Origin of the sequence: Rhizobium sp. BK529, assembly GCF_014194105.1 — a bacterium.
In the GTDB taxonomy this organism is placed as follows: Bacteria; Pseudomonadota; Alphaproteobacteria; order Rhizobiales; family Rhizobiaceae; genus Rhizobium.
Genome location: NZ_JACIAU010000001.1, coordinates 1,261,895 through 1,278,913, shown reverse-complemented (window position 1 = coordinate 1,278,913; position 17,019 = coordinate 1,261,895). Strand labels below are relative to the sequence as shown.

Below are 17,019 nucleotides of genomic sequence, written 5' to 3'. Positions count from 1 at the left end.
TTGGCTTGGCCCCGCGGCCTGTTTCCCTTGACGCCACAATAGCATATGCCACATTGAAATGAGTATGGAGACGGACGTGAATACGAGTGTCGGAACGATTGGTGATGCCGCCGCGCTGGTTTCGGATAAAACTCCGATGATCGACCCCTTCGGACGTGCGGTCACCTATCTGCGCGTCTCTGTCACCGACCGCTGCGATTTCCGCTGCACCTATTGCATGGCGGAAAACATGACCTTCCTGCCGAAGAAGGATCTGCTCACGCTGGAAGAGCTCGACCGGCTCTGTTCCGCCTTCATCGCCAAGGGTGTACGCAAGATCCGGTTGACCGGCGGCGAGCCCCTGGTGCGCAAGAACATCATGTATCTGGTACGTCAGCTCGGCCGCCAGATTGGTTCGGGCCTCGACGAGCTGACGCTCACCACCAACGGCTCGCAGCTCGCCCGTCATGCCGAAGAACTCTATGAGTGCGGCGTGCGCCGCATCAATGTTTCGCTCGACACGCTCGATCCGGACAAATTCCGCAAGATCACTCGCTGGGGCGATTTCGCCAAGGTGATGGAAGGCATCGATGCCGCCCAGAAGGCGGGCTTGAAGATCAAGCTCAATGCCGTGGCGCTGAAAGATTTTAACGAGACGGAAATACCCGCCATGCTGCGTTTCGCGCATGGCCGCGGCATGGATCTGACCGTTATCGAAACAATGCCGATGGGCGAGATCGAGGAAGACCGCACCGACCAATACCTGCCGCTGTCGAAACTCAGGGCCGATCTGGAACAGCAGTTCACCCTCGCCGATATCGACTACCAGACCGGCGGCCCTGCCCGGTATGTGAGGGTCGCGGAAACCGGCGGCCGGCTCGGCTTCATCACCCCGCTTACCCATAATTTCTGCGAGAGCTGCAATCGGGTACGGCTGACCTGCACCGGCACGCTCTACATGTGCCTCGGCCAGAACGACGCCGCCGACCTGCGATCGGCGCTGCGCGCCACCGAAGACGATGGCCTGCTGCATGCGGCGATCGACGAGGCGATCACCCGCAAGCCCAAAGGCCACGATTTCATTATCGACCGCACCCACAAGCGGCCCGCTGTCGCCCGGCATATGAGTGTGACCGGGGGCTGATTGATGGCAGAGCGACCCCCTGGTTTTGGCGCTCTGTCTTCCACAAAAAAGGCCCCGCAAAAAAGCGGGGCCAGATTATACAGATGGGGTTCTTCTGAAAATCTGATCGTATCAGTGCCAGGTCTGGCGGCTGTACCAGCTGTCCACATCACTGCGGACGCGGTCCTTTTCGTAGCCATAGCGTTCCTGCAGCTTGCCTTCGAGCTGCTCGCGACGCCCGTTGATCTGGTCGAGGTCATCGTCAGTAAGCCTGCCCCACTGTTCCTTGACCTTGCCCTTCATCTGCTTCCAGTTGCCTTCAACACGGTTCCAATCCATCACGGTCTTCTCCTTCGTTGGACATGATCTGAAAACGACCGGACCGCCTAATTGTTCAAAAGAAAACCCGCGATGCGAGCACCGCGGGTTCTCGGATATCATTCCTGACGCGACTGCTTACGCAGCCCGGCCCGACCAGCGGCCCCTATTGCCATGCACCTCGCCGTCATCGCCGGTGCGGAAGCGGTCGACCTTTTCCGAGAGCATGTCGACGCGATGGCGCAGGCCCTGGATCTCGGCATTGTTCTCTTCCACCATCGCTGCATTCTGCTGGGTGATGAGCTCGACGTCATGAACCGCCTTGCTGACTTCATGCAGACCGGTCGACTGTTCGCCGGTGGCCGCCGAAATCTCGGCGACGAGCCGCTGCACGCCGCCGACATGGGCGATGATTTCGGCGAGCGCCTGGCCGGTTTCCTCGACGAGCTGCACGCCGCTCTGAACCTGGCCGGAGCTTGCCGAAATGAGTTCCTTGATCTCGCGGGCGGCCTTGGCGCAGCGTTGCGCCAGTTCCCGCACTTCCTGTGCTACGACCGCAAAGCCGCGGCCCGCCTCGCCGGCGCGCGCTGCTTCGACGCCGGCATTCAGCGCCAGAAGGTTCGTCTGGAAGGCGATCTCGTCGATCACACCGATAATGGTCGCGATCTTTTCCGAGGAGCGGTTGATCTCGCCCATGGCATCGACCGCCTTGGCGACAATCTCGCCGGAGCGGCTGGCGAAAGCCTGGGTCGCATCGACGGACTGCGCCGTCTGCTTGGCGCGGTCGGCGGTGGAGCGCACGACATCGCTCAGGTGACGCAGCGCCCGTGAGCTTTCTTCCAATGCTGCCGCCTGCTGTTCGGTCCGGCGGGCAAGATCGTCAGCCGAGGATGCCAGGTTGCCCGTGCCGCCCTTGATCTCGACGGTCGCGGAGCGAACATCCGACAGTGTCTGGCGCAGCGCCTCGACAGCGTGGTTATAGGTATCGGCCATCTCGACGAAATCAGCGGCAAGATCGTTGCGCATGCCGGTTTCCAGATTGCCTTGGGCAAGCTGGTGAAGCACGTCGGAGAGCGCGTTCAACGCGTGCTTCTGTTCGGCCTCGATGCGGGCGCGCTCGGCGGCGCGGCTGTTGGCCTCGTCGGCAGACAATGCACGCGCGCTTTCGGCTTCCTTCTCAAGCCTGACATTTTCGACCGCCGCATCGCGGAAAACGGCGACCGAGCGCACCATGTCGCCGATTTCATCACCGCGGTTGCGGCCTTCGATGGCGACTTCGAGATCGCCATCGGCAAGCCGCGTCATCACGTCGGAAACGCGCTTCAGCGGGCCGCGCAGCGTCTCGACCAGCATTAGGCCGCCGACGATCGCAAGCAGCGTCCCAAGGATCATTGCAAAGACGGAAACCTGGGCCGAACGCTCGCTGTCTTCCTTGCCGAGCTCCTGCGCCTGGCTGACGAACTGGCGCAGCGAGGCCATGGCGCCGGAGAGGATTTCGGAGGATTGCTGGCGGGCAGCCTTCCAGTCGGCTGCTGCTTTCAGCATGTCGGCCGAACCTGAGGTCAGCGAGGCGGCGGCCGGGGCGATCTTGTCGGCGAAGGCTTTCAGCACGTTGTCCTTGGCGCCGAGCGCGGAAATCTTCTTTGCGGTTTCGGTGAGCGCCTTGAGATCGGCGAGAACCACATCACGCGAAGCACCGACACGCGCGCTCAGCATCTGACTCACATGCACCTGCAGACGATCGGCGATGTCGCGCACCTGATCGACCGCGTTCAGCAATTCGCGTTGTGCGGCAATGCTCTTGTCGAGGCTGACGAAGCGGGCGGACGCCGTATCGCTGTTCTTGGCCGACTGCAGCGTCATCTGCCCTTCGGTATTGACGAAGCCGGTAAGCAGCGGCGCCATGCTTGTCGCCTTCTCATCCGGCGTGCCATTGCCCTTCAGCAGCGCATCGAGCTTGTCCGCGGTACTGGTGAGCTGCTCGATCAGCGGCATGCCGTCCTTGGAGACCATGCCGCTTGCGACACCGAGCTGTTTCCGGATCTCGGCCATATGCTGCTGGGCTGCCTCCACCTGCTCGTCGGGCGTGAAGCCCATCTGGATATCGACGCGCATCGCGCCCATGATGTCGGTCAGCGACTTGAAGGCGGCGGTATCGTAAAGCAGCGCCTTGGCGAAGACTTCCTTGTCGGTAAAATCCTTGCGCACGATATCGGCCTGTCCGCCGGCTTCGTCGGCTGCAGCCGAGATTGTCTGCAGCGTCCCAGTGATGGCCGCAACACTCGCATCCTCACTCTGGCGCAGACTCCACAGCGTCTCCTGCTGCCTGCGCATAGCCGATGCAAGACCGCTGACTTCGGTCAGCTGGCTGCGCTGGTCGTCGGTCTTTAGGAGGCCGTTCAGGCGCACCACGCCGTTTTCCTGCGCATCGATCGCCTTGCCGAAATCGGCCTTGCTCGCATCCGAGGGATCGGAGACGAATTCCTGCAGCGCGGCCTGGAGGTTCTCGAAATCGGAAATGTTTTCGATCGTTGCGCGGGTCACCGTCATATGACCGTTCAGGATATTGGCCGTGTGGTAACCAAGGATACCGACGCCGGCGATCAGCACGACGAGCGGGATGACGAAGAGCAGGACCTTGGTGACGATACGACGGCTTTGCAGGAGACGGTCGATGAAGTGCATGGGGAGCGGCGCCTTGAAACGATGGTACCGTCCATTCCACAATCATTCCGGATGGCTCGGCGGCACACTCCATCATGGAGAGTGGTCGTATCTTTGGCTGAATCGGTTGATACAACCTTAATCCGCAACCGACAGATCTGGGAATCATCCTTATTTTTCTAATATTTGCCGCATCTGCTTTCCCTCACGTTCGGTTGCACCGCACTGCAGCAACGAATTATTTCAGGTGTGGCATTCCTCCGATTCCCTTGGCCGTCGTTCCCTTCTAAAAGAGCCTGTAAGGTAAGGGATTCTCCAGCATGCCGCGATCACGCAATACCGAAGGCGCCATCTTTATGAGCATGGCGATGGCGGGCTTCTCCTCGAGCGACGCACTTTCCAAATCCGTCATAGCCTATATGAATGCCGGCGAGATCATGTTCCTGCGCGGCCTCTTCACCAGCATCCTCGTCTATCTCATCGCCTGGAAGCTCGGCGCGTTGCGTCCCTGGCGCATCATGGTCAAACCGGTGATTGCGCTGCGCATCGCCTGCGAGATCATCGCTGCCGTCACCTACATTACCGCGCTCGGCATGATGCCGATCGCCAATGCCTCGGCGATCCTGCAATCCCTGCCGCTGGTCGTCACTTTCGGCGCTGCGCTCTTCTTCAAGGAGCCGGTGGGCTGGCGGCGCTGGATGGCGATCCTCGTCGGCCTCGTCGGCGTCATGATCATCATTCGCCCCGGACCGGAAGGTTTTACCGCCGCCGCGCTGCTCTGCGTCGGCAGTGTGGCTTCGACGGCTGGCCGCGATCTCGCTACCCGCAGCATCAGCAAGGACATCCCCTCGCTGATGATCACGACGGTGACGGCCATATCGGTCGGGATATTCGGCGCGCTGATGATACCCTTCCTCGGCGGCTGGGAGCCGGTCAGCGCCACCTCGCTGTCGCATCTGCTTCTTGCCTCCGTGCTCGTGCTCGTCGGCTACCAGTCGGTCATCGTTGCCATGCGCACCGGCGAAATCTCTTTTGTGGCGCCCTTCCGTTATACGAGTCTGATCTTCTCGGCTTTGCTCGGCTTTTTCTTCTTTGCGGAAGTGCCTGATTTCTGGACGCTTGTCGGTGCCGCCATCGTTATCGCCTCCGGCCTCTATACATTCTATCGTGAGGCCAAGCGCCACGTGCCGCCGGTCGCCCAGGAATCGGCGCCCCGCTCGCCTGTATGAGATGTCGCCCGTGTAGGATCGAGGTATCGCCATGACTGATTTTACGCTCGACAGATCGGCCATTCCGGGCGTCGTGCTGGCAGGCGGCCGCTCCTCCCGCATGGGCCGCGATAAGGCAGCCGTGATACTCGGCGGTCGCAGCCTGCTCGATCATGTCGTCTCCCGCCTTTCGCCACAGGCGGCCCACATCGCCATCAATGCCGATGACGACGCTGGCCACGGCCTGCCTGTCATCTCCGACCGCATTCCCGGCAAGGCTGGGCCGATGGCCGGCATTCATGCTGCGATGGTCTATGGGTCAGGCCTCCCCGCCACCCATGTCGTTACTGTCTCAGTCGATTGCCCCTTCTTCCCGGCCGATCTCGTCAGCCGGCTTGCCGCTGCCATCGATCATCCGGAGCAGATCGCCATTGCCGCTTCCGAGGGCCGCAGCCATCCGATCTTTGGCCTCTGGCCGACCGCGCTCGCCACCGATTTGGAAGAATGGGTGGAGAATGACGGCAAACGCCGCGTTCGCGACTTCCTCTTACGTCATCACGCCACGGAAGTACCCTTCCCGCTGCATCCGACCCGCGCCAGCCTTCTCGATCCCTTCTTCAACATCAACACGCCGGATGATTTAATGGAGGCGGAACGCTGGCTGGAGGCACTCGGAGGATAACGAAGATGGGCATATGAGGGAGGATGGGCGGATGGCACATAAGATCTTCGGCATCGCCGGCTGGAAGAATTCCGGCAAGACCGGCCTTGCGGTCCGCCTCGTCGAGGAGTTCACCCGCCGCGGCTATCGCATCTCCACCATCAAGCACGCCCACCACGATTTCGACATAGACAAGGTCGGCGCCGACAGTTACCGCCACCGCCAGGCCGGCGCCCATGAGGTGACGATCGTCTCCGGCACCCGCTATGCCATCATGCACGAGCTGCGCGGGGAGCCGGAACCGAGCTGCGAGGAGATATTAGCCCGGCTGGCGCCGTGTGATCTCGTGCTGATCGAAGGCTATAAGCGCGAGCCGATCCCGAAGATCGAGGCCCGACGGCTGGAGGCGGCAAGGCGCGATCCTCTGGCGCCTGAGGATCCGCATATCGTAGCGATTGCCGCAGATCATGCCGTGGAAGATGCTGGCGAGCTGGCCGTGTTCGATCTCGATGATACGGTTGGGATCGCGGATTTCGTGACGCGTATGGTCGGGCTTGGGGCTCCGGTTGGTGTTTGAGAGACAGGTGTGAGACGGCCTCCGGAATCGGCTGTGTCGTTTTCTGTTCACGCCATAGCCTCGCCTCTTTCCAGAGAATCCAAAAAAAAGGGCGGGGCCTCACGACCCCGCCCCTCACGACTTATCGGTATTCTTACCTGTTCTGCGCTACCGGCCGTACCAGCGGCGTCACACGCCGGATGGTCACGCGCCGGTTCTCCTGGTTCGGCCCCAGCGTGTTCACCTTCAGATACTGCTCGCCGTAACCCTGGGTCGCAAGGTTCTCAGCCGGAATGCCATAGACATCCGTCAGGACATTGGCGACTGATTCCGCGCGCTGGTCGGACAGGATCAGGTTGCTCTGGGCCGAACCCACGGCATCCGTGTGGCCTTCGATCAGGAAGGTCTCGCTGGCATTCTTGTCGAGGATCTCCTTAATCGCATCGGCCACCTTGCGCAGCGTGCGGGCCTGGCTCATCGGAACTTCCGCGCTGCCGGTTGCGAAGGTTATCGTGTCCAGATCGATACGGCGCACCTTGTCGCGGATACGAGCGGAATATTTCACCTCATTCAGCGAATAGATACGCTCGACGGGCTCCACCGGCGGCTCGCTCAGGAACTCGTAATAGTCGCGATCCGGCTCGGTGCTGGTGTCGATGATATAGTCGTCCAGCGGCACGCTGAGGCGCATCGGCGGCAGGTCTGCACCCGGATCTTCGAAGTAGTCACGATTCGGATCCTCGTAGAGCTCGGGCGAGTAGTAGAGCACGTCTTCCCGGCCGCGGGCATCGATGCGCGAGCGCTGAATGATGTCGCCGTAGCGGTTGCGAATCGTCACAATACGATAGCCCTCGGGCCGGATGATCGTCTCGCGGTAGCGGTCACCCGAAAGTTCCTCGTAGGTCGGCCGTTCACCGTCGCGCAGGAAGCGGCGGTCGTCATCGCTGCGAACCACGGTGCGGTCGCCGAACTGGATGATGACACGGTTATCGTTGGTTTGCTCGCCGTAATTTGCGCCTTCCGGCCGGGCGAACTGCGGGCGGCTGTCGATACGACGGCCCTCCTCACGCGTGACGGCTTCCATCTGCACCGGCGCACGCTGCGCTTCGCCACTGAACACTTGGGCCTGGGCATCCGATTTGGGCAGTGGCACTTCCTGGCTTTGGGCGCGCTGGCGGTCGCGGTTGCGGCGGCCTTGCTGGCCCTGGCTGCGATCGGCATCCTTGTCGCTGTCAAGAACAGCGGCACCGTTCTCAACCGGCAGAACGATCGTCTCGTTGCTCTTGGCCGGATCCTTGGCGATCTCCTTGCGGCGCTGCAGTTCCTGCGGCGTGATCTTTTCGGGCGCTGGAATTGCCTGTTCGGTCTGCTGAGGCGCGCCGGCGGCCGGCTGTTCTCCCGGCTGAGGCGCAATTGCTGTCGGCTGCTGGCCGGGTGCCGGCTGCACGGCCTGACCGGTGGCCGGCTGTTCGCCAGCGGCAGGCTTCTCGGCAGTCGCAGGTTTTTCAGCGGGGGCGGGTTTTTCGGCTGTCGCAGGCTTCTCCGCCGGGGCCGGCTGTTCAGCCGTTGCGGGTTTCTCGGCCGGCTTGGGCGCCTCACCTGATGGTGCCGACTGCTGCTCGGTGGCAGGCAGCTTCTTGCCGCCGGGCGCCGCCTGCTTGCCACCTTGCGGCGGCTCGGCAGACTGTTGCGGGGTCTGCTCTGCCGGCTGTTCGGCGGTTGTGGGCTTCTGGCGCTGGCGCGGCTTTTCAGCGGGCTGCTGAGCTTCGCCCGCTGTCGGGGCTTGTTCGGCCGGCGGTTGTGCTTCCGGCGCGGCCTGCTCGGTGTTCTGCTTACGGTCGCGCTGGCGCTTCGGCTGTTCTGCCTTCGGTTGCTCGGCTTGGGGTTGTTGTTCGGTTTGCGGCTGTACTGCCTGAGGCTCAGGCTGTGCCTGCTTTTGGCGGCGCGGACGTTGCGGCTCCTCAGCGGCAGGTGCCTGCTGCTCGGGTGCTGCTTGTTCAGGCTGTGCCTGGCGCTTGCGCGGACGGGCGGGTTCTTCAGCGGCAGGCGGCTGTGCCTCCGGTGCGGCCTGCGGTTCGGGCTCGCGTTGACGCTTGGGTTTCTGTTCCGGAGCGTTCTCGGCAGGTGCCTCACGCATCTGCGGCTTTTCCTGAGGCGCTTCGCTCTGCCTGGGCTTTTCCGCTGGCGCCTCCTTCTGCTGTTGCTGCTGCTCTTCCAGCTTCTTCTTCTTTTTCAGAAGCTCCTCTTCCGATGGCGCATCCTGCGCCACCTCGTAGCTTCCTTGGACAACGGGTTGGACTGCGCCTTGCACCCCTCCGCTGACTGCGGCGTAAGCGCCCATTGGCGGCATCGCAAGGGCAAGGGAAAGTAGCGGAAAGGCTGCACTGGCAAACAGTCTGGATTTCATGCCCATCAGGGATTTCCTCTTTCTTGTCTCAACGTCAACCGGGGCTGACTGCCCGGCAATCACGGCTTTTTGTGCACCAAGCAAAGCCCAACTTGGTAAAATGCCGGTTTGTTCCGAAGGCTAGGAAAAGCGCGATTAACCTCACCTGAACATCGCAGTCGGGTGACATTCATGTCGGTCTCAGCCCGGCCATCGGTTGCACCGCACAATTGCGGCGGGATTCCTGTTGCAATTTTGTGAAAAAAAGTTTGATTATCGCCGCAAGACGGTGGTGGCACCGTCGAGGTGTGCGGTCGCCGGCGAACAACAAAAAGACCCGGCGCCACCAACAGAGAGGATCCTCATGCGCATTTCCACCAAGCTCCTTGCTGCAGCCTCGCTCGCAGCAATGTCTCTCTTCGCCGGCGCGGCTCTCGCCGACGGTGAAAAATATGTGATCGGCACGGACTCGACCTACCCGCCGTTCGAATTCGTCGATGCCAGTGGCACCATTCAGGGCTTCGACATCGATATCGCCAAGGCACTCTGCGCCGAAATGAAGGCCGAATGCTCCTTCGTGTCCACCGACTGGGACGGCATCATCCCGGCGCTGAACGCCAAGAAGTTCGATATGATCGTCTCGTCGATGTCGATCACCCCGGAGCGCCTGAAACTCGTCGACTTCTCCAACAAGTACTACAACACCCCGCCGGCAATCGCCGTGCCGAAGGACTCCAAGATCACAGACGTCGCCGGCCTCAAGGGCAAGGTGATCGGTGCGCAGACCTCAACGACGCACGCCAACTATGCCGAGAAGCATCTCGCCGACACCGAGCTGAAACTCTACCCGACGGCTGACGAATACAAGCTCGACGTTTCCAGCGGCCGCGTCGACGCCGTCATCGACGATGTCGTCGTTCTCTCCGAATGGGTCAAGTCCGACGCCGGCTCCTGCTGCAAGATCCTGACGACCCTGCCGGTCGACAAGGAAATCAACGGCAACGGCGCGGGTATCGCCATCCGCAAGGGCGATCCGCTGAAGGAGAAGCTGAACACTGCGATCGCTGCAATCCGCGCCAGCGGCGAGTACAAGAAGATCCAGGACAAGTACTTCGATTTCGACGTTTACGGCGAATGATAAATTCGCTATCTGGCCGATGAAGGAAATGGCGGAAGGCTTGCTCTTCCGCCATTTTTGTTTGACAAAGGTGGCAAGATCAAAACGGCAAAAGCCGTGAGGGGACTTCTGGCATGGGCGGATTGTTTTCCGCGCTCGGCTCCTTCTGGAGCTTACTGGTGCACATTTTCGATCCACTGTGCGGACCCGTCGGCCTCTTCACCTGGTTTGGTCAGTCGACGATTCTTGCCTGTGGCGATAGCGGCTGGGGCGATGAGATCGCGCTCGGTCTGCAGGTCACCGTATCGGTGGCGATCGTCACCTTGCCGATCGGTCTCGTCATCGGTTTCCTCGTGGCGCTAGGCCAGCAATCGGAGGAAAAGTCCCTGAGGCTGGCAGCCGGCATCTACACGACGATCTTTCGCGGCCTGCCGGAGCTTCTGACGCTCTTCATCATCTATTACGGCATGCAGATCCTCATCCAGTATCTGCTGGATCTCGCCGGCTATGAAGGCCCGCCGGTCGAGATTAATGCCTTCCTCGCCGGCGTGATCGCGCTCTCGGTCGTCTTTTCCGCTTACTGTTCGGAAGTGCTGCTGTCTGCCTTCCGCGCCATCCCAAAGGGACAATATGAGGCGGGAGATTCGCTGGGTTTGCATCGCTCCCGCACTCTGCGCCTCATCGTTCTACCGCAGCTCATCCGGATTGCGCTGCCCGGCCTGACGAACCTCTGGATGGTGCTGCTGAAGGACACATCCTACGTCTCGATTATCAGCCTTGCCGATATCCTGCGCCAAACCAGTGTCGCCGTGCGCGTCACGAAGGAACCCTTCTTCTTCTATGGCATCGCCTGCGTTCTCTATCTGGTGCTCGCCATCCTCTCTTCCTTCGCGCTCGTCTATATCGACCGCTGGGCCAAGCGTTCGGAGGTCCGCCGATGAGTTATGCCGAAACTTTGATCCCGCCGCAGCCCGCACCCCGCGCAATCGCCAAGCCAATGACGGCCTCCCGCCTCGGCGGCTACATGCTCGTCGCCTTCTGGGCACTGCTTGCCGCGCTGCTGGTCTACACCGTCATTGCCGGCTGGGATCCGGACAAGTTCACGCGCTACGGGCCGCGTTATCTGCATGGCCTCTGGGTGACGCTCAGCATCGTTGCACTGTCTGTCTTCTTCGGCGCCATTCTGTCGCTGCCGCTCGCCATGGCACGCCTGTCGAACAACCGGTTGCTGAACTGGCTGGCCTATTGCTATATCTATTTCTTCCGCGGCACGCCGCTGCTCGCCCAGCTCTTCCTCGTCTATTACGGGCTCGGCGTGTTCCGCCCGCAGCTGGAAGCCATCGGCATATGGTGGTTTTTCCGGGACGCGTGGTATTGCGGCGTCTTCGCCATGACCATCAATACGGCTGCCTACCAGGCGGAAATCCTGCGCGGCGCAATCGAAAGCGTCCCGCATGGCCAGCGTGAGGCAGCCGCAGCTCTCGGCATCCACAAGGCTATTGCCTTTCGTAAGATCGTCTTGCCGCAGGCCTTCATCGTGGCGCTGCGTCCCTATGGCAATGAGATCATCCTGCTCATCAAGGGCTCGGCGGTCGTTGCCATCATCACCGTTCTCGACCTGATGGGCGAGACCCGCTATGCCTTCTCACGCACCTTCGATTACCAGACCTATCTCTGGGCTGCGATCTTCTACCTGACGATCGTGGAGGCGCTTCGCCATATATGGGCTGCCATCGAGCGACGCCTGACGCGCCATCTGAAGCGCTGAAAGATTTGGCAGCACTCTCCCATTGCTGCTGCCAAGTCCTTGAAATCAAAAATAAATGGCTCTTTTGCTTCGCATCTGTCAAGCTTCGGTTAACCACGGCATGATTTCATATCATGCTGCGCTAATAAGCGCGGAGTGGGAACAAGAAGAAGTGAGACAAAATGCACAAGGATATCGAAAAGCAGCTTCAGGGTTATGGACTGACAACCGCCCAGATCCTCTACCGCATGCCGGATCACCCGGCCCTTCTCCAGACTTATATCTGGCAGGACTACGACCTCGCCCCGGATTTTCCGGAGATGCGCGGCTTTTTAAAATTCTGGCAAGAGAAACTGGACGGGCCGCTGCATTCGGTCCGCTATACCCACCGCAGGCTCATTTCGGCAACCGAGTGGCGCTCCCTTAAGGGCGAATTCATATTGCACTGAGATTGCAGTTGCGATGGTAAGCTGCGGGCTCTAAAACGCCCGCATGAACAAAAAGAAGATCGACGAAGAGGCTCTCGCGGAAGCCTATAATCGCGCTCTTGCGCTTGAAAAGTCCGGTGATATCGATGCAGCCGTGGACGCCTATCAGGAAGTCCTGGCAATCGATCCCGACGATCACGGCGGCGCGGCCGTCCGGATCGCCTCCATGGGCCGCGGCGAAACGCCTGTTCGCGCACCGGACGCCTATGTCGAAACCCTCTTCGACCAGCATGCCGAAGTCTTCGAGGACGTGCTGGTGGAACAGCTCGGCTATCACGTGCCGATGCTCGTGCGCCAGCGCCTGCAGGATCTGAAACTGGGCCCCTTCAAGCGCATGCTCGATCTCGGCTGCGGCACGGGCCTTACCGGCAGCGCGCTCAACGATCTTTGCGACGAAATGGTCGGCATCGATATTTCCGAAAACATGGTCGTCATCGCCGACGAGAAGGAAGTCTATGAAACGCTTTTCGTCGCCGAGGTCGAGGATTTCCTCGATGACAATGACGAGGAGCCCTTCGACCTCATCACCGCCACCGACGTTCTGCCCTATCTCGGCGCACTGGAACCGCTCTTCTTCGGCGCCGCCGAGAATATGAACCCCGGCGGCATCTTCGTCTTCTCCTCGGAAACCCTGCCCGAAAAGCTGGCGGACGGCCGCCCCTACATGGTCGGCCCGCACCAACGCTTCATCCACACCGAGACCTATATCCGCGAGCGACTGGCCGCCACCGGCTTTGAACTCCTCGAGATGCTCGAAATCAACGTGCGCATGCAGGAAGGACAGCCGAGCCCGGGCCATCTGGTGACGGCGCGCTACACGGGCTGAAGGCCATCTGGCATTTTGCGGGCGTCTTACTAGTTTCCTGACCTGATCTCTTCAGGAAAGGTCAACGCATGGCGCTCGTTCTTTACCAGCATCCGCTTGCCTCCTTCTGCCACAAGGTGCTGATCGCGCTCTACGAAAACGGCACGCCCTTCGAAAACCGCTTCGTCGATCTCGCCGACGAACAATCGAGCGCGGATCTCCTGCGCTTCTGGCCGGTCGGCAAGATCCCGCTTCTGCGCGACGAGACGCGCGACAGCACCGTTCCTGAAACCAGCATCATGATCGAGTACCTCGACCGGCACTATCCCGGCCCCGTGCCGCTCGTGCCGGAGGAAACCAACGCCGCCCTGCAGGTGCGCCTCTGGGACCGTTTCTTCGATCTCTATGTGCAGGTGCCGATGCAGAAGATCGTCATCGACCGCCTGCGCCCGGAAGGCTCGGCCGACCCGCATGGCGTCAACGAGGCGCGCGACATGCTGTCGCTCGCCTACGATATGGTGGAGAAACAGATCGAAGGCAAAGCCTGGATCACTGGCGACGCCTTCACCATGGCCGATTGCGCCGCCGCTCCTGCCCTCTTCTATGCCCGCACGCTGGTACCCTTCACCGAGAAGCGCCCAGGCCTCGAAGCCTATTACCGCCGCCTGCTGGAGCGCCCTTCCTTCGCCCGCGTGCTAAGAGAGGCGCTGCCCTATTTCAAGTTCTATCCCTACAAGGAAGATCTGCCGGAAGAGTTTCGGCCATAGTATGTTTTCTCCGGCCCTATCAAGATCGATTGCATCCCGGAAATCCGCTGACCATAAGGGCGAGCGAACATAATGCGTCAATGTCCGCCATCGCTGCCAAGAATCGCCGACAGCAGCCTGCCCTCCAGCTCCGCCAGCGCTGGATTGCCATGGCGGCGCGGGTGCGGATAGGGAATGGCGAGATCGAGCGCGACACGGCCCTCCTCCAGCACGATTACCCGGTCGGCGAGATGCACCGCTTCGCTGACGTCGTGGGTGACGAGTACGGTGGTGCAGCCGAGTTCGCGCCAGACGCGGTTCAGCAATTGCTGCATGCTGATGCGCGTCAAAGCATCGAGCGCGCCGAGCGGTTCGTCAAGGGCCAGAACACCAGGTTTGCTGACAAGCGCGCGCGCCAGCGCCACGCGCTGGCGCTGGCCGCCGGAAAGGCGTGTCGGCCATTCATCGGCCTTTTCGGTGAGCTGCACCTCGTCGAGCACGGCTTTCGCTTCCGCAAGCGCCTGCTTCTTTTCGATACCTTCCCCAAGACCGACCACGACATTGTCGGCGACGCTGAGCCAGGGCAGAAGCCGCGGCTCCTGGAAGACGATGCGTGCGTTGGGCTCGATTTCTCTGCCGTCGGCACCTTCGAAACTGAGTTCGCCCGATGTCGGCCCGTCGAGACCAATCAGGATGCGCAGCAGTGTGCTCTTGCCGCAGCCGCTCTTGCCGATAACGGCGACAAACTGTCCGGCTGGAATATGGAGATTGATGCCACGCAGCACCCGGTTGGCGCCGAAGCTCTTTTCGAGGCCGGAAAGTGTAATGGCCGCAGCACCGGTACCTGCCGCAGCGGCTGGCCCCTCGCCGAATTCCACTTCTTCGGAGGCGTGGAAACGCTCATGTGTGATGACGGTCATGGCTTGTCTTTCTCTATTTTCGCGCAATTCCGAGGCAAAACCGCTGCACACTTTTGCCGGATTGTTCTAGTTCGCGTAGGCCGGGTTCCACTTCAGCGTCTGGCGCTCCAGCGCGCGGGCAACAACGTCGGCAAGCTTGCCGAGTACTGCATAGATGACGAGCGCCAGCACCACGACATCGGTCATCATGAATTCGCGGGCATTGTTGGCCATATGGCCGATACCCGAGGAGGCGGCGATCGACTCCGAGACGATCAGCGTCAGCCACATGATGCCGAGTGCATAACGCAGGCCGACGAAGATCGATGGCAGCGCGCCGGGGAAGATCACCTTGCGAAACAGCGTCCAGCCGCTCATGCCATAAACCTTGCCCATCTCGATCAGGTCGCGGTCGACGTTGCGCACGCCATGATAGGTGTTGAGGTAGACGGGAAAGAGCACGCCGAGCGAAGTGAGAAACAGTTTCGATTCTTCACCAATGCCGAACCAAAGGATGACAAGCGGGATCATCGCCAAGTGCGGAATGGTGCGCAGCATCTGCAACGTCGTATCCGTCAATTGCTCCGAGAGCTTCGATACGCCATTGGCGATTCCGATAAGGAAGCCGATCGACCCGCCGACGAGAAGGCCGGCAAAAGCGCGCGCGGCGCTGACCAGTACGTCCTCAGGCAATTGCCCTGATATCGTCGTTGTCCAGAAGGCCGAGGCGACATCGGCGGGCGACGGCATGATGCGCGAGGAAATCCAGCCGACCGAACAGCCGAGCTGCCAGAGCGTGATGATCGCAACCGGCACCAGGTAGGGCAAAAGCTTATCGCTGCCGGGCAGCGGCAGGCGGAAACCCGCCCTGCCCCCTCTGACACCTGCCTTGCGCGTCGCGGCGGCAGCCCGCGCAAACGTATCGAAAGTCGACATGGATATCTTCCTCGCGCTTCAGTTCTGGGGAATTCCGGGAAACTGTGCGAAGCTTCGTGTCCGGAATTGCGTTGGTAAGCGGCCTCGATCAGGAGCCGGAAACGACCTTCAGGTTGCCGCCATGGCTGCCGCCGGCAAAAACCTTCTTGCGGCCGAACTCGTTGTTGAAGCTGAGCCGCTGTTCGTCCCTCGTGATGCCGAGTTCCGGGAAGAGCAGTTCGGCGACGCGATAGGCCTCTTCCAGATGCGGATAGCCGGAGCCGATCACCGTATCGATGCCGACCTCCTGATATTCGCGCAGGCGCGCTGCCACCGTCTTCGGCGAGCCGACGAGCGCGGTGCCCGCACCGGCACGCACCAGGCCGATGCCGGCCCAGAGGTTCGGCGACACTTCGAGCTTGTCGCGGCGGCCGCCATGCAGGGCCGCCATCCGCTTCTGACCGACGGAGTCGGATTCCTTGACGAAACGCTCCTGCGCTTCGGCGATCGTCTCGTCATCGAGATGACGGATCAGGCGATCGGCGGCTTCCCACGCTTCCTCGTCCGTTTCGCGGACGATGAAATGCAGGCGGATACCGAAGGAAACCTCGCGGCCCTTGCCGGCGGCGGCTGCGCGCACTTTCTGCACCTTTTCGGCAACCTGCGCCGGCGGCTCGCCCCAGGTCAGATACTTGTCGACGCGGCCAACGGCGAAATCGATGCCGGCATCCGAGGAGCCGCCGAAATAGAGCGGCGGGCGCGGCGACTGCACCGAGGGGAAGCCGAGGCGTGCTTCGGTCGCCTTGATATATTTGCCGTCATAGCTCGCCACGCCCTTTTCGAGCAGTTCTTCGAAGACATGGAAGAACTCGTCGGCATGGGCGTAACGCTCGTCATGCTTGAGATGAATGCCGTCGCCGGCAAGCTCCGCCGGGCTGCCGCCAACAACGATGTTGAGCAACAGGCGTCCATTGGAGATGCGGTCGAGCGTCGTGGCAAGGCGCGCATAATAGGCCGGAGACGCTGTGCCCGGACGGATCGCCACGAGGAACTGAAGCTTCTCGGTCTGGGTCGCCAGCGCCGATGCCATCACGAAGGATTCCTCGCAGGCGACACCAGTCGGCAGCAGCACGCCGGAGTAGCCGAGGCGATCCACCGCCTGGGCGATTTGCGTCAGATAGCCGATTTCGGGAGCGCGATTGAGATCGGTGGAGCCGAGATAGGTTCCGTCACCGGACGTCGGGATGAACCAGAGGAAATTGATCGGATCGGATGAGGCGGTCATAAGCGCGTTCCTTCTTATGGATATCTGAAATCAGCTTCACTGGGCATATCGTGACATAGACCACAAATTATATCGACAATATCAATTTGCGATTCTGGCTTGGTGTGGAGAATAATTTTGCC

The 17,019-nt window shown here is 61.1% G+C and carries 16 protein-coding genes; 10 read left to right on the top strand and 6 right to left on the bottom strand.

Going from position 1 to position 17,019, the window contains the following annotated elements; all coding sequences use genetic code 11:
- Positions 1 to 76 precede the first annotated feature (76 nt).
- Positions 77 to 1,123, top strand: a complete 1,047-nt coding sequence (moaA, locus tag FHX08_RS06525; RefSeq protein WP_184327034.1) for a GTP 3',8-cyclase MoaA — start codon at positions 77 to 79, stop codon at positions 1,121 to 1,123.
- 111 nt (positions 1,124 to 1,234) lie between these two features.
- On the opposite strand, the gene FHX08_RS06520 is transcribed toward moaA, so the two are convergent.
- Positions 1,235 to 1,441, bottom strand: a complete 207-nt coding sequence (locus FHX08_RS06520; RefSeq protein ID WP_132652011.1) for a CsbD family protein — start codon at positions 1,439 to 1,441, stop codon at positions 1,235 to 1,237.
- Between the two features lie 117 nt (positions 1,442 to 1,558).
- Positions 1,559 to 4,105 (bottom strand): methyl-accepting chemotaxis protein, encoded by a 2,547-nt coding sequence (locus FHX08_RS06515; RefSeq protein WP_184327033.1) that lies wholly within the window; start codon positions 4,103 to 4,105, stop codon positions 1,559 to 1,561.
- Between the two features lie 299 nt (positions 4,106 to 4,404).
- Between FHX08_RS06515 and FHX08_RS06510 the strand changes: the two genes are divergently transcribed.
- From FHX08_RS06510 to mobB, 3 genes are read left to right on the top strand one after another with little or no spacing between them, the layout of a single operon-like run.
- Complete coding sequence (locus FHX08_RS06510) at positions 4,405 to 5,313, top strand: DMT family transporter (RefSeq protein WP_184327032.1); 909 nt, start codon at positions 4,405 to 4,407, stop codon at positions 5,311 to 5,313.
- Between the two features lie 31 nt (positions 5,314 to 5,344).
- On the top strand, positions 5,345 to 5,974 hold the full coding sequence (mobA, locus tag FHX08_RS06505) for a molybdenum cofactor guanylyltransferase MobA (protein WP_132651736.1): 630 nt from the start codon (positions 5,345 to 5,347) through the stop codon (positions 5,972 to 5,974).
- Positions 5,975 to 6,005: 31 nt separating this feature from the next.
- Positions 6,006 to 6,530, top strand: a complete 525-nt coding sequence (gene mobB / locus FHX08_RS06500) for a molybdopterin-guanine dinucleotide biosynthesis protein B (RefSeq protein ID WP_132651737.1) — start codon at positions 6,006 to 6,008, stop codon at positions 6,528 to 6,530.
- A gap of 133 nt (positions 6,531 to 6,663) precedes the next feature.
- On the opposite strand, the gene FHX08_RS06495 is transcribed toward mobB, so the two are convergent.
- Complete coding sequence (locus FHX08_RS06495) at positions 6,664 to 8,922, bottom strand: OmpA family protein (protein ID WP_132651738.1); 2,259 nt, start codon at positions 8,920 to 8,922, stop codon at positions 6,664 to 6,666.
- 337 nt (positions 8,923 to 9,259) lie between these two features.
- Between FHX08_RS06495 and FHX08_RS06490 the strand changes: the two genes are divergently transcribed.
- The 6 genes from FHX08_RS06490 to FHX08_RS06465 all read left to right on the top strand — a co-directional run bounded on the left by FHX08_RS06490 (position 9,260) and on the right by FHX08_RS06465 (position 13,819).
- Positions 9,260 to 10,033 (top strand): transporter substrate-binding domain-containing protein, encoded by a 774-nt coding sequence (locus FHX08_RS06490; protein WP_132651739.1) that lies wholly within the window; start codon positions 9,260 to 9,262, stop codon positions 10,031 to 10,033.
- 113 nt (positions 10,034 to 10,146) lie between these two features.
- On the top strand, positions 10,147 to 10,953 hold the full coding sequence (locus tag FHX08_RS06485) for an ABC transporter permease (RefSeq protein WP_132651740.1): 807 nt from the start codon (positions 10,147 to 10,149) through the stop codon (positions 10,951 to 10,953).
- The gene (locus tag FHX08_RS06480; RefSeq protein ID WP_132651741.1) at positions 10,950 to 11,780 is read left to right on the top strand and encodes an ABC transporter permease; all 831 of its coding nucleotides are present in this window, start codon (positions 10,950 to 10,952) and stop codon (positions 11,778 to 11,780) included. The genes FHX08_RS06485 and FHX08_RS06480 overlap by 4 nt, the downstream gene beginning before the upstream one ends.
- A 161-nt stretch (positions 11,781 to 11,941) precedes the next feature.
- Positions 11,942 to 12,208, top strand: a complete 267-nt coding sequence (locus FHX08_RS06475; RefSeq protein ID WP_132651742.1) for an usg protein — start codon at positions 11,942 to 11,944, stop codon at positions 12,206 to 12,208.
- 43 nt (positions 12,209 to 12,251) lie between these two features.
- On the top strand, positions 12,252 to 13,073 hold the full coding sequence (locus tag FHX08_RS06470) for a class I SAM-dependent DNA methyltransferase (RefSeq protein ID WP_132651743.1): 822 nt from the start codon (positions 12,252 to 12,254) through the stop codon (positions 13,071 to 13,073).
- Positions 13,074 to 13,141: 68 nt separating this feature from the next.
- On the top strand, positions 13,142 to 13,819 hold the full coding sequence (locus tag FHX08_RS06465) for a glutathione S-transferase family protein (RefSeq protein ID WP_132651744.1): 678 nt from the start codon (positions 13,142 to 13,144) through the stop codon (positions 13,817 to 13,819).
- Between the two features lie 77 nt (positions 13,820 to 13,896).
- Here the strand turns inward: FHX08_RS06465 and FHX08_RS06460 are convergent, their stop codons facing one another.
- The 3 genes from FHX08_RS06460 to ssuD all read right to left on the bottom strand — a co-directional run bounded on the left by FHX08_RS06460 (position 13,897) and on the right by ssuD (position 16,897).
- Positions 13,897 to 14,718 carry an ABC transporter ATP-binding protein gene (locus tag FHX08_RS06460; RefSeq protein WP_132651745.1) on the bottom strand — a complete coding sequence of 274 codons (822 nt, stop codon included), beginning with the start codon at positions 14,716 to 14,718 and terminating at the stop codon, positions 13,897 to 13,899.
- Between the two features lie 66 nt (positions 14,719 to 14,784).
- The gene (ssuC, locus tag FHX08_RS06455) at positions 14,785 to 15,633 is read right to left on the bottom strand and encodes an aliphatic sulfonate ABC transporter permease SsuC (protein WP_132651746.1); all 849 of its coding nucleotides are present in this window, start codon (positions 15,631 to 15,633) and stop codon (positions 14,785 to 14,787) included.
- 88 nt (positions 15,634 to 15,721) lie between these two features.
- The gene (gene ssuD, locus FHX08_RS06450) at positions 15,722 to 16,897 is read right to left on the bottom strand and encodes an FMNH2-dependent alkanesulfonate monooxygenase (RefSeq protein ID WP_184327031.1); all 1,176 of its coding nucleotides are present in this window, start codon (positions 16,895 to 16,897) and stop codon (positions 15,722 to 15,724) included.
- Positions 16,898 to 17,019: the final 122 nt, after the last annotated feature.

Excerpts from the sequence above, each read along its gene's own strand:
- FHX08_RS06520 (WP_132652011.1), bottom strand. The coding sequence starts at position 1,441 with ATGGATTGGAACCGTGTTGAAGGCAACTGGAAGCAGATGAAGGGCAAG.
- FHX08_RS06515 (WP_184327033.1), bottom strand. The coding sequence starts at position 4,105 with ATGCACTTCATCGACCGTCTCCTGCAAAGCCGTCGTATCGTCACCAAG.
- FHX08_RS06510 (WP_184327032.1), top strand. The coding sequence starts at position 4,405 with ATGCCGCGATCACGCAATACCGAAGGCGCCATCTTTATGAGCATGGCG.
- mobA (WP_132651736.1), top strand. The coding sequence starts at position 5,345 with ATGACTGATTTTACGCTCGACAGATCGGCCATTCCGGGCGTCGTGCTG.
- mobB (WP_132651737.1), top strand. The coding sequence starts at position 6,006 with ATGGCACATAAGATCTTCGGCATCGCCGGCTGGAAGAATTCCGGCAAG.
- FHX08_RS06495 (WP_132651738.1), bottom strand. The coding sequence starts at position 8,922 with ATGGGCATGAAATCCAGACTGTTTGCCAGTGCAGCCTTTCCGCTACTT.
- FHX08_RS06490 (WP_132651739.1), top strand. The coding sequence starts at position 9,260 with ATGCGCATTTCCACCAAGCTCCTTGCTGCAGCCTCGCTCGCAGCAATG.
- FHX08_RS06485 (WP_132651740.1), top strand. The coding sequence starts at position 10,147 with ATGGGCGGATTGTTTTCCGCGCTCGGCTCCTTCTGGAGCTTACTGGTG.
- FHX08_RS06480 (WP_132651741.1), top strand. The coding sequence starts at position 10,950 with ATGAGTTATGCCGAAACTTTGATCCCGCCGCAGCCCGCACCCCGCGCA.
- FHX08_RS06475 (WP_132651742.1), top strand. The coding sequence starts at position 11,942 with ATGCACAAGGATATCGAAAAGCAGCTTCAGGGTTATGGACTGACAACC.
- FHX08_RS06470 (WP_132651743.1), top strand. The coding sequence starts at position 12,252 with ATGAACAAAAAGAAGATCGACGAAGAGGCTCTCGCGGAAGCCTATAAT.
- FHX08_RS06465 (WP_132651744.1), top strand. The coding sequence starts at position 13,142 with ATGGCGCTCGTTCTTTACCAGCATCCGCTTGCCTCCTTCTGCCACAAG.
- FHX08_RS06460 (WP_132651745.1), bottom strand. The coding sequence starts at position 14,718 with ATGACCGTCATCACACATGAGCGTTTCCACGCCTCCGAAGAAGTGGAA.
- ssuC (WP_132651746.1), bottom strand. The coding sequence starts at position 15,633 with ATGTCGACTTTCGATACGTTTGCGCGGGCTGCCGCCGCGACGCGCAAG.
- ssuD (WP_184327031.1), bottom strand. The coding sequence starts at position 16,897 with ATGACCGCCTCATCCGATCCGATCAATTTCCTCTGGTTCATCCCGACG.